The 15,238-nt window shown below is 74.2% G+C and carries 9 protein-coding genes; 7 read left to right on the top strand and 2 right to left on the bottom strand.

What is annotated here, in order from left to right:
* Positions 1 to 622 precede the first annotated feature (622 nt).
* On the top strand, positions 623 to 3,316 hold the full coding sequence (locus tag CIK06_RS31090) for an AAA domain-containing protein (protein WP_232533654.1): 2,694 nt from the start codon (positions 623 to 625) through the stop codon (positions 3,314 to 3,316).
* Between the two features lie 60 nt (positions 3,317 to 3,376).
* Here the strand turns inward: CIK06_RS31090 and CIK06_RS15595 are convergent, their stop codons facing one another.
* Together CIK06_RS15595 and CIK06_RS15590 are read right to left on the bottom strand one after the other, a co-directional pair.
* Positions 3,377 to 5,248, bottom strand: a complete 1,872-nt coding sequence (locus tag CIK06_RS15595) for a glycoside hydrolase family 127 protein (protein WP_095565435.1) — start codon at positions 5,246 to 5,248, stop codon at positions 3,377 to 3,379.
* A 118-nt stretch (positions 5,249 to 5,366) separates the two neighbouring features.
* Complete coding sequence (locus CIK06_RS15590) at positions 5,367 to 6,413, bottom strand: LacI family DNA-binding transcriptional regulator (protein ID WP_232533653.1); 1,047 nt, start codon at positions 6,411 to 6,413, stop codon at positions 5,367 to 5,369.
* Between the two features lie 412 nt (positions 6,414 to 6,825).
* Between CIK06_RS15590 and CIK06_RS15585 the strand changes: the two genes are divergently transcribed.
* From CIK06_RS15585 to CIK06_RS30025, 6 genes are all read left to right on the top strand, one after another.
* On the top strand, positions 6,826 to 8,250 hold the full coding sequence (locus tag CIK06_RS15585; RefSeq protein ID WP_157756775.1) for a sugar ABC transporter substrate-binding protein: 1,425 nt from the start codon (positions 6,826 to 6,828) through the stop codon (positions 8,248 to 8,250).
* A gap of 5 nt (positions 8,251 to 8,255) precedes the next feature.
* Complete coding sequence (locus tag CIK06_RS15580) at positions 8,256 to 9,206, top strand: carbohydrate ABC transporter permease (RefSeq protein ID WP_232534313.1); 951 nt, start codon at positions 8,256 to 8,258, stop codon at positions 9,204 to 9,206.
* Between the two features lie 135 nt (positions 9,207 to 9,341).
* A complete protein-coding gene (locus CIK06_RS15575) occupies positions 9,342 to 10,193 on the top strand; it encodes a carbohydrate ABC transporter permease (RefSeq protein WP_095565431.1) in 852 nt (283 codons plus the stop codon).
* 4 nt (positions 10,194 to 10,197) lie between these two features.
* Complete coding sequence (locus CIK06_RS29435; protein WP_157756774.1) at positions 10,198 to 12,384, top strand: hypothetical protein; 2,187 nt, start codon at positions 10,198 to 10,200, stop codon at positions 12,382 to 12,384.
* Positions 12,366 to 14,861 carry a sugar-binding domain-containing protein gene (locus tag CIK06_RS15565; RefSeq protein WP_095565429.1) on the top strand — a complete coding sequence of 832 codons (2,496 nt, stop codon included), beginning with the start codon at positions 12,366 to 12,368 and terminating at the stop codon, positions 14,859 to 14,861. Before CIK06_RS29435 ends, CIK06_RS15565 begins: the two co-directional genes overlap by 19 nt.
* Positions 14,858 to 15,190 (top strand): hypothetical protein, encoded by a 333-nt coding sequence (locus CIK06_RS30025; protein WP_198347876.1) that lies wholly within the window; start codon positions 14,858 to 14,860, stop codon positions 15,188 to 15,190. Before CIK06_RS15565 ends, CIK06_RS30025 begins: the two co-directional genes overlap by 4 nt.
* Positions 15,191 to 15,238 lie beyond the last annotated feature (48 nt).

Below are 15,238 nucleotides of genomic sequence, written 5' to 3'. Positions count from 1 at the left end.
ACGGAGGCACCCGCACGGCCTTGTGTCTATTGCGCGACGGATCTTTGATCCGAATTGCCGTGACGGTTGCGATGGAAGAAGTTGTCCCGGCTGGCCACGTAGCCGTGATGGCGTGCAACTCACCCAGGGTTCGACTACCTGTAGCTCTACGCAACGTGAGGAAGGTCCGTGATGCAGCTCATACGCCTTGGCCAGTCAGAGAGCGGTCCTGGTTGGCGTTTGGACCGAACGGCGAAGCTCCAGGGCCGCTCGACGCGCCGCCGCCTGGCTCCAGACGTCCTCGTCGCGGGAGATGGCAGCGGCTTCGCACCAACGATCCCGAACCCGATGAGCGGCGCCGGGCATTGATCTCCCGCGACCCGCGGCCATCCCACGCCCAACGATTCCTCGCCGCTGCCTCTGCAGCCGGCGGCAATGCCAATTTCTGAACCGTGCGACGGTGGCGGCCAGCTTTGCTTGCCTGGCGTCGTGAACGCCGGGGTGCCTCGCTTCCTGAGCGTGCGTGCCGCGACCTCCGCGTGGGCCAGAGGCCGATCGACATAACCGTGAGATCCGCATAAGTGCCGTTATGCCGAGGTCGGCATAACGCGACGAACGCATCCTGCGCCGGGGCATCGCGTTCGTGGTCGGCGCCACCACCGTCGAGGGCAACCGGCACCGGGTACGGCTGCCGCTGCTGAGCCAACCCGTGCGGCTGGACCGGGGCCGGGGCGGCTACCGGATCCGGCCGGCCGGAGACCTCGAACTCACCCCGCTGATCGAGGACCGGGTCCGCGCCGCCGAGCTGGAGGACGTACCCGGGTTGGCAGGTGCGGACTGGCTGGCCGGTGCGGCGGCGCAGGACTGGCTGCGCGCCGCCGCCGCGGCCGCCGGTCTGCCGGTGCGGGCCGTCGTGCCCGGGCCGCCCGCGACGATCGACGACACCACCCTGACGGGGGTGAGCGCCGCCGGCCTGTACGTGGTGCGGGACGTCACGGCCAGCGGTCTGCGGGACACCCTGCTGAGCTGGGCCGGCCGGGACGGGCTGGAGTCGACCGCGCTGGCCCGGATCTACCTGGACCAGGACGGCTCCGCCGGACCCGGGGACGGGGTGCCGGCCGGCGTGACCGAGCCGCTGTCGCCGCTGCCGCTCAACGCGGCGCAGCGCGAGGTGGTCCGGCGTACCCGGACCGAACCGGTCGTGGCGGTCTCCGGCCCGCCGGGCAGCGGCAAGAGTCACGCGCTGGTGGCCGCCGCGCTGGACACGGTGGACCGCGGCGGCTCGGCCCTGGTGGTCGCCCAGTCGGTGCACGCGGTGGACGCCCTGGCCGACCTGCTGCGCCGGTATCCGGGACCGCCGCCGGTGCTGTTCGGGGACGCGGAGCGCCGGGACGCCGTGGTCGGCGAGCTGACCCGGGACACCGGCGCCGCCGCGGGTGCCCGTGGGCGCGACGCCGAGGCGGCGCTGCGCCGCGCGGCGCAGCGGGTCGCCTCGGTGCAGTCCGGGATCGCCGCCGCGCTGGAGGCGGAACGGCTGGCCGGAACGCTGCCCGAGTGGCAACCGCTGCTGCCGGCGCTGACCGCCGAGGTGCCCGGGGCGTTCGCCGCCGGGTTCGCGCCCGGTGCGGCGTACCCGCTGCTGGCCGTGGCCGACCAGGCCGGTGGCGGCCGGTGGCGCCGCTGGCGCCGCAACCGGGTGGCGGGGCGGCTGCGCCGCCGGTTGGGGGCCGCCGCGGACGTACCGGTGCCGCGGCTGCGGGCCGCGCTCGACGCCGCTGCCGCTACCGGCGCCGCCGCCCGGCTCGCCGCGGCCGGCGGCACCGACCTGGAACGGTCCTGGGACGCACTGGCCGAGGCCGACGCCGCGCTGACGGCCGCGACCGGCGCCGCGATGCGGGACCGGGCCGCCGGGCCGCGCCGGTGGAACGCCCAGGGCCGGCGCAGCGTGGCCGCGCTGGCCGCCGCCCTGCGCGCCGGGCGCAACCGGCGCCGGGCGCTGCTGGCCGACCTGGACGGTACGGCGCTGGTGCGGGCGCTGCCGCTGTGGATCGGTACGGCGACCGATGTGGAGGATCTGCTGCCGCCGGTGCCCGGCATGTTCGACCTGGTGGTGCTGGACGAGGCCGCACACATCGACCAGATCCGCGCCGCACCGGCGCTGGCCCGGGGACGCCGCGCGCTGGTGGCCGGCGACCCCCGGCAGCTACGGTTCGTCTCCTTCGTCGCCGACGTGGACATCGAGACCACCCTGCACCGGCACGGTCTGGACCGGCTGGCCGACCGCCTCGACGTGCGCCGCACCAGCGTGCTCGACCTCGCCGCCGGGGCCGCCCCGGTGACCTGGCTGGCCGAGCACTACAGGGCGGCGCCGCAGTTGATCGGCTTCTCCGCCCACCGGTTCTACGGCGACCGGCTGGAACTGGTCACCCGGCATCCCCGCAACGAACGCGCCGACGTGATCGACGTGGTCCGGGTGCCGCCCGACCCGGCGGTGGACGGCGTCAGCCCGGCCGAGGTGACGGCGGTGCTGGCCCAGGTCCGCGAGCTGACCGACGGGCTGTCCGGCGGTCCGGCCGATGGGCTGTCCGGCGGGCTGTCCGGCGGGCTGTCCGGCGCGGCCTGCGATGGGTTGTCCGGCGCGGCCGGCGACGCCGGGCGGGGGCCGGCCGGCGGCGGGATCGGCGTGCTCTCCCCGTTCCGCGCCCAGGCCGACGCCATCGAGGCGGCGTTGCTGGCCGCGTACCCGGCCGAGCAGATCGAGCGGTTCGGTCTGCGCTGCGGCACCGTGCACGGCTTCCAGGGCAGCGAGGCGGACACGGTGATCGCCTCGCTCGGGCTGACCGACGGCGATCCGCCGGCCCGGCACCGCTTCGTCACCGACCCGAACCTGTTCAACGTCATGATCACCCGGGCGCGCGAACGGATGGTGGTGGTCACCGCGCTGCCCGACGCGGCCGGGCTGCTCGGGGAGTACCTGCGGTACGCCGACCACCCGCCGGGCGTGCCGCCGGAGCGGCGCGCGCCGGCGGGCTGGGCCGCCGACCTGGCCCGGGAGCTGCGCCGGCTGGAGCTGCCGACCCGGTACGGGTATCCGGTCGGGCGGTGGCGGGTCGACCTGTGCGTCGGCGCCGGCCGGTACGCGGTCGGCCTGACCTGCGGCCCGCACCCGGACGGCGCCGACGCACACCTCGAACGGCACCGCACGTTGCGCCGGGCGGGCTGGCGGCTGCGGGACGCGTTCGCCAGCCGGTGGGACGGCGACCCGGTGCGGGCCGCCCTCGAACTGGCGGCCGACATCGCCGGGCAGCGGGAACCCCAGCCGGACCGGACCGGATAGGCCAGGTGGGCCAGGTGGGCCGGGTGGGCCGGGTGGGCCGGGTGGCGGCCGGGGTCGCCCTCAGGCCAGCGGGATGAACACCCGCATCTCGCCGGGCTGCCGGTTGGCCCACGCGTAGTAGGGGATGGCCGTGACCGGCACGTCCGCGCCGGCGGCCGGGACACCGGGGTACGGCCGGTACAGCGGGCCGTCGTCCGCCGGCACCGCCCGGGCGTCGGCGGTGAGCGCGCAGACGCCGCCCAGCAGCTCGGGCCGGTCCTCGACGGTCCAGCTCTCCGCGCCGGTCAGCCGGATGTCGGCCACCGCCGTACCGGGCTGGTCGGCCTGCTCCAGGCAGTACACCAGCGGACCGCGGGCCAGCGCCGCCCGGTGGTGGGTGGCGGCCACCCGGGGGTGCGTGACGAGGGTGCGGACCGCGGTGCCCAGGGTCAGCTCGACCCGGTCGCCGGGCCTCCAGGTGCGGCGCAGCGCCAGCCGGCCTTCGGTGCGCTCCGGTCGCACCGGTTCGCCGTTGACCCGGACCTCGACCTGCGCGCCGGCCCAGCCGGGCACGGGCAGGGACAGGGTGAACTCGGCCGGCGCGGCCGGCTGCACGCTCAGCGCCACCGTTCCCCGCCAGGGCAGGCCGGTGGCCAGGTCGAGGCGTACCGGGGTGCCGTCGGCCAGTCGCAGTTCGGCCCGGTTGCCGATGTAGAGCTGTACCTGGATGCCCTCGTCGGTGGTGGTGTAGAGGTAGCCGGGCAGCGAGGCGAGCAGCCGGGCGATGTTGGGCGGGCAGCACGCGCAGCTGAACCACTCGGCCCGGCGGTGCCGGCCCGAGTCGGCCAGCGGGTTCTGGTAGAAGAACTCCGTCCCGGTCAGCGACAACCCGGGCAGCACGCCGTTGTGCAGCGCGGTCTCCACCGCGTCGCGGTACTGCGCCTCGCCGGTCAGCAGCAGCATCCGCCAGGCCAGGAAGATGTGCGCGATGGCCGCGCAGGTCTCGTTGTACGACCGGTCCGGCAGCTCGTACGCGTCGCCGAACGCCTCGCCGTCCCAGCGTGCCCCCACGCCGCCGGTGATCGCCGTCTTCCCGCCGGCCAGGTCGGCCCAGAGCCGGTCCAGGGCGTGCCGCAGTTGCGGGTCACCGGTCTCCAGCACCACGTCGGCCATGCCGGCGTACAGGTAGAGCGCCCGCACCGCGTGCCCGGTCACCCGGGTCTGGCTGCGGACCGGCTCGTGGTCGACCAGGTACTCGCTGCCGTCCAGCACGCCGGTGCCGCGCGAGTCGAGCTGCCAGCCGGCCAGGGTCAGCCAGCGCTCGTCGCCGGTGGTGCGGTACAGCTCCACCAGCGCCATCTCCAGGCCGGGGTGACCGCAGGCGCCCGGCACCTCGCCGGGGGCGAACCGCTGGGCGATGTGCGTGACGGCCCGCACCGCCACGTCCAGCAGCGCGGTGTCGCCCGTGGCGCGCACGTGCGCCACGGCCGCGGCCACCAGGTGCCCGACGCAGTACATCTCGTGCCGCACCACCAGATCGGTCCAGCGCTGCCCGACCCGGTCGACGGAGAAGTAGGTGTTGAGGTAGCCGTCGGTGTCCTGCGCGCCGGCCACCAGCTTGATCACCGCGTCCAACCGGTCGGTCAGCTCGGGCGACGGGTCGGTGGACAGGCTCCACGAGGCCGCCTCGATCCACTTGTACACGTCGGAGTCGGAGTAGTACCGCCCGCTGAAGTCGCCGCCCACGCTTCCGGCGGCCCGCTGGAAGTTGCGCAGCGCGCCGGTCTGGGTGCACTGGGCGTGCTGGGCGGGGATGGTCACCTCGCGGTTGCGCCGCAGCCGGGGCGCCCAGAAGTCGTCCGTGATCCGGACGTCTCGTGGCGCGACCGGACGGAGCCGGGCGTGCCGGCTGGCCGTGGTGTCGACGACGGGTCCTGGACGGTGCTCTGACATGCGTGACTCCAGCGCGGTTGCGTGCGGTTCGGGTCGGTTCGGGTCCGGCGGCGATGTGCCGGCGGTGGGTCGTGGCCGGCCCCGCCGGCCGGTGCTCGGTGCTCGGGCGGTCGGGTGGTCAGGCGTCGGGGACCAGCGGGCTGTCGTCCCGCCACTCCGTCGTGTCGGTGACCGGGGCCGGGCAGGACGCCCGGACGGCCAGTGAGCAGGGCAACCGGCGTACGCCCGGTTCGGGCCGCCCGTCGATGGCCCGCAGCAGGCTCTCGCCGGCCTGCCGGCCCAACCGGTAGAGGTTCATGTCCACCGAGCACAGCGGCGGCCGGGTGGCGGCGGCCAGCAGGGTCCAGTTGTCGAAGCCGACGAGGGCCACGTCCTCGGGCACCCGCACGCCGAGCGTGCCGAGGGCGTCCGCCACGCCGCGGCCGATCTGGTCGCTGCCGCAGAAGATGCCGTCGATGTCGCCGTCGGCCATCAGCCGCTGGGCGGCGGCGAAGCCGGCGCGTTCGGCGAACGGGCCGTACGTGATGAGCCGGTCGGGCAGTTCCAGGCCGTCCTCGGCCAGCGCCCGGCGGGCGCCGGCGATGCGGTCCCGGACCGCCAGCACGGACGCCGGTCCGGTGATGTGGGCGATCCGGCGGCAGCCCTGCCGCAGCAACTGCCGGGCGGCGAGCCAGCCGCCCTGCTCGTCGTCGACGGTGATGCTGCTGTCCTGCGGGTTGCTGGAGATGGTGTACGCGTACAGCACCGGGAACGGCAGGCTGCGCGGCAGCGGCGGGGCGGGGTCGGTGGCCCGTCCGGTGACGATCAGCCCGTCGACCCGGCGCGCGGCGAGCACGTCCAGGTAGTGCCGTTCCCGCACGGCGTCCCGCCGGGCGTCGCAGAGCAACAGGCTCGCGGTGTCCACCGACAGCGCGTCCTCCACCCCGCCCAGCAGCGGCGGGGTGAACCGGCCGTAGCCGTCCCGGGTCAGCAGCCCGACCGTGTACGTGCGGCCGGTGGTGAGCGAGCTGGCGTTGCGGTTGGGCCGGAAGTCGAGTTGCCGGGCGACGTCGAGGATGCGTTGCCGGGTCTCCGGACGCATCCGGCCCTTGCCGTTGAGCCCCTTCGAGGCGGTGGCCACGGAGACGCCGGCGACCCGGGCGATGTCGCGGATGGTGGGGGCCACAACCACCCCTTCAGGGACGAGATGAAAAACCGCTTGCGCAGTTCGGTGGGGAAAGTTCGAACCGTTCCAGGACGCCTGCGGCCGGTTGGCTCGGCGTCGGTTGGCTATCGAAGGTAAGGGCACCGGGCCGGGAAATCCAGGGATGAGCGGCGGAAATTTGCGGCCGCCGGTCCGGCCGGCCGGAGGGGGTGTGGGAGTGCGATGACTGTCGGTAACGGCGGCTTCTGGTTCACGCTGAGAAACTGGTTTCTCTGCCGCTGACCGTTGACGACGCTTTTCCGGGGTGGTTACGGTCCCAGCCAAGTTTCCGGCGGAACGCTTCCGGCGGACGAGGTGTCGGCCCTCGTCCGTGCCCCCGTGCTGCCTCCCGGCACCTCGGCCGGGTCCACCACATCCCCACGGCAGGAGCGAGATGAACGACAGACACATGCCGCCCGCCCTCTCCGGCGCGGCTGCCCTGGTAGGCCGCCGGTCGGTGTTGCGCTGGGGGTTCGGCGCCGCCGCCGCGGTGGCGGCCGGACCGCTGCTGGCCGCCTGCGGCTCGGACGACGAGGTCTCGGCGGACGGCGAGGTGACCCTGAAGGTCGTCGGGTTCCAGGTCCCGCCCGAGGAGAAGGGCTCGGAGCTGGACAAGGCGTACCAGAAGTTCCTCAGCGACTTCCAGGCGCAGCATCCGAAGATCAAAATCAACTCGATCCAGGCACCGCCGAACTTCGACACCCAGATCATCGTCGACCTCGCCTCCGGCAGCGCCCCCGACCTGTGGTCGCAGGACGCGTCCAGCCTGGCGCCGCTGATCCAGCGCAAGCTGCTGCTGGACATGCGCAAGTGCATGGAGGCGGTGCCGTCGCTGACCACCGACCGGTTCTTCCCGCAGGTCATGGAGATCCACAAGGCGCAGGACGGCGGCATCTACGGCCTGCCCAACGACTTCACCCCGATGGTCGTCTACTACAACCCGACCCTGTTCACCGCGGCCGGCGTGGCACTCCCGCAGGCCGGCTGGAGCTGGGACGACCAACTCGCCGCGGCCCAGCGGCTCACCCTGGACTCGGCCGGGCGCAACCGGCTCGACCCGAACTTCGACGAGGGCGACGTCGCGCAGTGGGGCTACCGGTTGAGCCAGTACGCGTACCAGTGGGTCTACCGGATCTGGCAGAACGGCGGCGACGTCATCGCCCCGGACGGCAGCACCGCCAGCGGCTTCCTGGACGCGCCGGCCGCGATCGAGGCGATCCAGTGGTACGCCGACCTGGTGCTCAAGCACAAGGTGGCGCCCTCACCGTCCACCCTGGAGAAGCTCACGAACGCCTCGGACGCCAACGCGCTGTTCATGCAGGGCAGGTTCGCGATGTTCGACAGCGGGCACTGGTCGCTGGTCGGGCTCACCGGCGCCAAGGGCTACGCGCCGGAGAAGGTGGCGGTGGTGCCGCAGCCGAAGCGCACGGCCGAGGCCACCGCGCTGTACGAGTCGAGCTTCGTGCTGCGGCACGACCTGCCGGCCGCCAAGATCAAGGCGGCGGCCACCTTCATCGACGCGGCCACCGGCCGGGGCTACCAGGACACCAAGGCGGTCACCGGGATCGCCATCTCGGCCAGCACCGAGGCCGCGCAGGCGTCGCTCACCAGCGACTCGGCCAAGTTCGCCAAGCTGGACAGGGCGTTCGTGGACGCCACCGCCAGCGGCCGGCCGCCGTACGGCTCGAAGATCGGGGTGTACCCGACCATTGAGAAGGCGCTGGACGGGATGATGGAGCAGATCCTGCGCGGCGGCTCGGTGCCCGAGCAGGTGGCCAGGACGATCCCGGCGATCAACCGCGAGCTGGCGAAGCAGTGAGCACCATGCAGGCCGGTGGCGGCGGCGCCGTGCTGGACGTACCCGCGCCCCGCGCGGACCGTCCGGCCCGGCGCCGCCGGCGGCGGTCCGAGCGGGCCGGCTACCTGTTCATCCTGCCGGCAACCGCCCACCTGGCGCTGTTCGCGCTGGTGCCGATCCTGTTCAGCCTCTACCTGTCGTTCCACGAGTGGACCTCGCCGAGCTTCCTGGACGCCCCGTTCGTCGGGTTGGACAACTACCTGACCCTGCTCGGCGACGACCCGTTCTGGCACGCGATGGCCAACACCGCGTACTACACGGTGCTGTCCGTGCCGATCGGCATGGCGGTCAGCCTGGCCCTGGCCGTGGCGGTCAACCAGAAGCTGCGCGGGATGAACGTGTTCCGCGCGGTCTTCTTCATGCCGGTCATCACCTCCTGGGTGGCCGTCTCGGTCATCTGGATCACCCTGCTGTCCCCGGACGCGGGCCTGGTCAACTACCTGTTCACGCTGCTGCACCTGCCCCAGCAGAACTGGCTGGACGACCCGCACGCGGCGATGTTCGCGATCGTCCTGATCAACACCTGGAAGAGCGCCGGTTTCAGCATGGTGATCTGGCTGGCCGGCCTGCAGGCCGTGCCGCGTGAACTGCTGGAGGCGGCGTCGATCGACGGCGCCGGCCGGTGGCGGCAGTTCTGGCACGTCACCCTGCCGCTGCTGGCGCCCACCACGATCTTCCTGGTCATCACCGGCATCATCGGCGGGTTCCAGGTCTTCACCCCGATGTACGTGATCACCGAGGGCGGGCCGCTGGGCTCCACCGACGTGGCCGTCTACCACATCTACCAGCGCGCCTTCCAGGAGTTCTCGATGGGGTACGCCTCGGCGCAGGCGTGGGTGCTGTTCGCGGTGATCTTCCTGGTGACCCTGCTGCAACTGTGGTTCATCCGCCGACGTGGCGAGTCGAACCTGAGCTGACCCCGCCGTCCCCGGCGGACCCTGTCCCGCCGGGGACGGTGGAACCCGTCCCGCGGGGAACGGCGGGTCCTGTCCCGCGGGGGACGGCGGATCCGCACCGACGACGAGAGTCCCGAGCCGACAAAGAGAGTCCCGATGTCCCGACGCAAGGTCCTGCTCGCCGCGGCGCGCACCGTGCCGACGTACGCGATCCTGGCGCTCATCGGCGCCTTCATGCTGGTGCCGTTCCTGTGGATGGTGACCACGTCGCTCAAGCCCTCGGGCACCACCTTCTCGTACCCGCCGGATCTCTTCCCGGACACCTGGGACTTCGGCAACTACGTCAACCTGTTCACCCTGGCGCCGTTCGGCCGGTACGTGCTGAACAGCGCCGTCGTCACCGCCGTGACGGTGGCCGGCCAGGTGGCGTTCTGCGCCAGCGCGGCGTACGGGTTCGCCCGGCTGAGCTTCGCCGGCTCGAAGTCGATCTTCGTGCTGTTCCTGGCCACCATGATGATCCCGTTCCAGGTCACGATGATCCCGCTGTTCCTCATCGTGTTCAAACTGAACTGGGTCAACACCTACCAGGGCCTGATCGTGCCGGGCATGTCCAGCGCGTTCGCGATCTTCCTGCTCCGGCAGGCGTTCCTCACCATCCCGCGCGACTACCAGGACGCGGCCCGCATCGACGGGGCGAACGAGTTCACGGTGTTCTTCCGGATCTTCCTCCCGCTGGTCAAGCCGGCCCTGGCCACGGTGGCCGTGTTCGCGTTCATGGGCACCTGGAACGACCTGCTGTGGCCGCTGCTGATCGCCCGGGACGAGGACATGCGCACCGTGGAACTGGGCCTGGCGTACTTCAACGTCACCTCCTCGGCGTACCAGCAGCCCAACTGGCCGCTGATGATGGCCGCCTCGGTGGTGTCGCTGCTGCCGGTCGTGGTGGTGTACCTGTTCGCCCAGCGCTACTTCGTGGCCGGCATCTCGCTGACCGGCGTGAAGGGCTGAGGCCGTGGCGACCGGAACCGACCCCACCGTGCCCGACCCCACCGTGCCCGAGTCCACCGGCGACTTCCCGCTCGACGACTACACCCCGCACGGCTACCTGGACATCCCCACCCACACCCGCCGGCTGAGCCCGCGGGGCGTGGTCCGCTCGCACGATCTCGGCTTCCGCTGGCACTTTCCGGCGTACGCGCGCGGCTACGGCGGCCGGCGCGAGGTCTACCGGGCGGGGCTGCGGATCGTCGCCGACGGGGCGCTGCACGGCGCCGACCTCGACGGGCTCGGCGCGGCGTACCACTCCAAGAACCTGGTGGAGTTCCGCGCGCGACCGCCGGCCGGGCCGCTGACCGCCGAGTTCCACCTGGTCGGCCCGGACGTGCTGGCGGCCCGGGTGCGGGGCCGGGTGGCCGACCGGCTGGCGGTGCGGGCCGACTACACCCGGCAGATCGGCGCCGACCTGAGCTGGGGCGAGTCCGGCCTGGTGGGACGCCGCACCGGTACGACGATCCTGTTGCAGGGCTTCGAGGACGGCGAGGCGTTCGTGCTGTGGGTCTGCGAGCCCGGCGCCGCCGCGGCGGTCACCACGGACGCCGCGGACGCCGACCGGTGGAGCCGGCACGGGCTGCCGGACGCCCCGCCGGCCGGCCCGGCCACCGTGCTGGGCGCCCCGGGCGAACGGGTCGATCTGGCCGCGGTGCTGGAGTTTCCCGGCGACCGGGAGCACGACCTGACGGTGCTGCTGGCCCGCGGGCGGACCGAGGCCGAGGCGCGGGCGCGGCTCGCCGAGGCCCGCCGCCGGCGCCCCGTCGTGCGGGCCGAGTTGGCGGCCGAGGACCGCCGGTTCTGGGCCACCGCGCCCCGGCTGTCCGGCGACTGGCCGGCGCACTGGCGGCGCGGCCTGGTGTACGACCTGGAGACGCTGCGGATGATGGTCAAGCCGCCGGTCGGCATCTACCGCCGGCCGTGGGACGCCATGCAGATCCAGGCGCCCCGGGTGGTGCTCGGCGAGGCGGCCATCGACGCGCTGCTGATCGGCTACGCCGATCCGGCCGCGGCGCAGGAGTTGCTGCTGGGCACCTTCGCCGACGCCCCCGCGCCGAACGTGCCGTGCTCCCGCGAGGACGGCAGCTACAACATGGTCTCGGCGGACGGCAGCCCGTGCGGCACCGGTCCCCAGTGGGGCTATCCGTGGCTGGTGCTGCGGTACCTGTGGGACGCCGCCCCCGACCGGGACTGGCTGGAGCGGATCTACCCGCACCTGGCCGGCTACCTCGACTGGTGGCTCGCGCACCGGCGGGACGCCGACGGCTGGCTGGGGCACGCCTGTAGCTGGGAGTCCGGCCAGGACCTGTCGCCGCGCTTCGGCGACCAGCCGCTCGGTGGTGGACATCCCGTCCACCACCTGCGCCCGGTCGACCTGCACGCCGCGGTCGCGCACGCCGCCGGCACGATGGCCGAGTTCGCCCGGATCCTCGGCCGGGACCGCGACACCGCCGGCTGGTCGGCCCTGGCCGGCGAGTACGCCGGGCGGACCGCCGAACTGTTCACCGGTGCCCGCTACGCCGACGTGGACGCCCGGACCGGCCGGCCGACCGAGGTGGACGACGTGATGCTGTGGGCGCCGCTCGGCCTCGGCCTGGCCGGCTCGGCGCCGGCCGCCGCGCTGCGCGCCGCGGTCCGGGCGGTCGACCCGACCGACCTGGTCTGGCCGATGTTCGTCTGGACCGCGGTGGACGCGGCACAGGCGCTGGGCGAGCACGAGGTGGCGGCGGCCGTCGCCGGCGACGTGGTGGAGCGCGCCTACCGGTTCTGGGACGCGCGGGACACCGACGAGGAGCGCACCCTGCCCGGCGTCGCCTGCGAGTACTGGCCGACCTCCGGCCGCTGCGGCGGCGAGGGGTACGGCTGGGGCGCGTTCGGCGTGCACCTGCTGCTCGGGGTCCTGGTCGGCGCCCGGATCGTCGGGGACCGGCTGCTGGTCCGGCCGAACCTGCCGGCCGCGCTGCGGGTGCCCGGCCGCGCGTACCGGGTCCGGCTGGCCCACCGCGGCCGGCCGGTGACGATCACCCTGCGGCCCCGGCAGGACGGGGTGGACGTCGACGTGGACGGCGCGGACGGGGCGGACGTCGACGTGGACGGCCGGACCGTGTCGCTGGGCTGGGCCGAGCAGGGCGAATGGACGGTGTGCCGGTGACCGTGCTGGGGCCGTGGGAGTGCCGGCCGGCCGGCACCGACGGCTGGCGGCCGGTGCCGGTGCCCGGTTCCTGGGAGCAGGCGGGCATCCCGCTGGAGCATCCCGGGCCGGTGGAGTACCGCTGCACCGTGGACGTGCCGGCGACCGCCCGGGACCGGCGGCTGCGGCTGCGGTTCGGCGCCGTCAGCTACGCCTGCGTGGTGCTGGTGAACGGCCGGGAGGCCGGCCGGCACGTCGGCATGTGGGACCCGTTCGAGGTGGAGATCACCGGCCTGGTCGAACCCGGCCGCCCGGCCGAGCTGCTGGTCCGGGTGGAGAAGCCGGCGAGCCTGACCGGCGGCCCGGACTCCGCGCCGGTACCCGGCCGCTATCCGCAGCGGGAGACGCTGGCCGGCTTCCTGCCGTACGTCTGGGGGCACTCCCACGGCGGCGTCTGGCAGCCGGTGCGGCTGCTGGTCACCGGCGACTGCGCGCTCGGCGACGTCGCGGTGACCGGCCGGGCCGGTCCGGCCGTGGGTCGGCTCTCGGTGGCCGCCACGCTGCTGGGTCCGGGCGAGGTCACGGTGGAGGTGCGCGACCCCGCCGGGCAACCGGTGGCCCGGCGGCGGGCCACCGGCGCGGACAGGGTGGAGTTCGAGCTGGACATCCCGCGGCCGCGGCCCTGGTCGCCCCGGGACCCGGCCCGGTACGCCGTCACGCTGCGCACCGGGGACGGCGACGAGCGGACCGTGCACACCGGACTGCGCACGCTCACCGCGGACGGCGCGTTGCTGCGGCTCAACGGCGACCCGGTCTATCCGCGGATGGCGCTCTCCTGGGGCTGGTACCCCGACCGGCTGCATCCCGACCCCGGCCCCGACCGGGTCCGCGCCGACCTGACCGAGCTGCGTCGGCTCGGCTTCAACGGCGTGAAGCTGTGCCTGTGGTTCCCGCCCGAGTACTACTTCGCGCTCGCCGACGAGCTGGGCATGTTGCTCTGGGTGGAGCTGCCGATGTGGCTGCCGCACCCCACCGCGCACTTCCGGCGGCAGTTGTTCGGCGAGGCGGAACGGCTGGTCCGGGCCGCCGCCAACCATCCGTCGGTCATCCTGGTCACGCTCGGCTGCGAGCTGTCGGCCGCCGTCGGTGCCGACGTGCTCGGCCCGCTGTACGACCTGGTCAAGCGGCTCGCGCCGGGCACGCTGGTGCGGGACAACAGCGGCTCGGGCGAGGCGTACGGCGGGCTGCTGGACGAGTTCGCGGACTTCGACGACCACCACCTCTACTGTGAGCCGGCGTACTTCCGGGCCACCCTGGACCACTTCGCGCCGCGCTGGCGGGCACCCCGGCCGTGGCTGTTCGGCGAGTTCTGCGATCTGGACACGTTCCGCGACCTGCGCCGGCTGGACGGCACCGCCGCGGGCGCCGGGCCGGCCGGTACCCCCGCCGCCGGTGCCGCCGCCGGGCGGCCGTGGTGGACCAGCGCCGACCCGGCGGTCAACCCGCAGGGCGCCCGCTGGCAGTACGACGTGCCGGCCCAGGAGGAGACGCTGCGCGGCAACGGGTTCTGGGACCGCGGCGCCGAGCTGGAACGGATCTCCGCCCGGCAGGCCGTGCTGCACCGCAAGGTCACCCTGGAGGCCGTCCGGAGCCGCGCCGACACCAGCGGCTACGTGATCACCGGCGAGCGGGACACCCCGATCAGCACCGCCGGCCTCTGGGACGACCTCGGCCGGCTGAAGGTCGACCCGGACGGGTTCGCGGCGTTCAACGGGGATCTCGTGGTGGCCCTGGACTGGGACCGGCGGCGCGCCTGGACCGCCGGGGGAGACCGGCCGGCGCCCTGGGACACCTGGTGCTACCCGGCCGGGGCGCGGGTCCGTCCGCATCTCGTGCTGGCCCACCACGGCCCGGCCGGCGGTCGGGTGGACCTCCGCTGGCGGGTCGGTTTCGCCGACACCGGGGACGGCAGCGAGCCGGGGACCGAAGCGGCGACCGGGTGCGCGCCGTTCGCGTCCGGCCGGCTGTCCGCGCAGGCGGCGCCCGGCACCGTCTCGGGGCTGGGCGTCGCGGAGTTCACGGCGCCGGTGGTCGACCGGCCCCGGCGCGCGGTGCTCCGGATCGAGCTGGAGTGCGCCGGCCGGACCGCCGGCAACAGTTGGTCGTTCTGGTTCCTGCCCGACCAGGGGTGGGCGGACACCGGCCCGGTGGCGCTGGTCGACCCGGCCGGCCGGCTCACCGGCCTGGCCGCCCTCGCCCCCGGATCGTCGACCCGGCCGACCCGGCCGACCCTGCCGCCGGCGGCCCGACCGATGATGCCGACCCGGCGGCCGACCCCGCCCGGCCCGGCCCGGTGCTGCTGGCGACGGCCTGGACCGAGCCGGTACGCCGGCACCTGCGCGCCGGTGGCAACGCGATTCTGCTGGTCGACGCGGCCTGCCCGGACTCGCCGTTGCCGGTGTCGGCGCTGCCGTTCTGGCGCGAGGCGGTCCGGGTGATCGAGCCGCACGAGGCGTGGGGCGACTTCCCGCACGACGGCTGGACGGATCTCCAGTTCGCCGGGCTGGCGCCGGACCTGGCCCTGGACGCCGCGGCCTGGCCCGGCGAAGTCCGGCCGCTGCTGCGGCGGGTGGACACCCGCACCGCCGCCGTGCACGAGTACGCGGTGGAACTGGCCTACGGCGCCGGCCGGCTGATCGCCAGCACGCTGCGCTTCGACGGCTCCCGCGGCGACCAGCCGCTCGGGCTGCGCCGCAACACCGGCGCGGCGTACCTGCTCGGCCGCTGGGTCCGGGCGCTGGGAGGCCCGGGGCCGGGCTCGGCCTGACAGCGGCCTGATCCGCGCACCGGACGCCGCGGACGTCGGTGTCAGCGC

Origin of the sequence: Plantactinospora sp. KBS50 (genome assembly GCF_002285795.1) — a bacterium.
GTDB lineage: Bacteria > Actinomycetota > Actinomycetes > Mycobacteriales > Micromonosporaceae > KBS50.
This window is presented reverse-complemented; position numbering and strand designations above follow the sequence as displayed.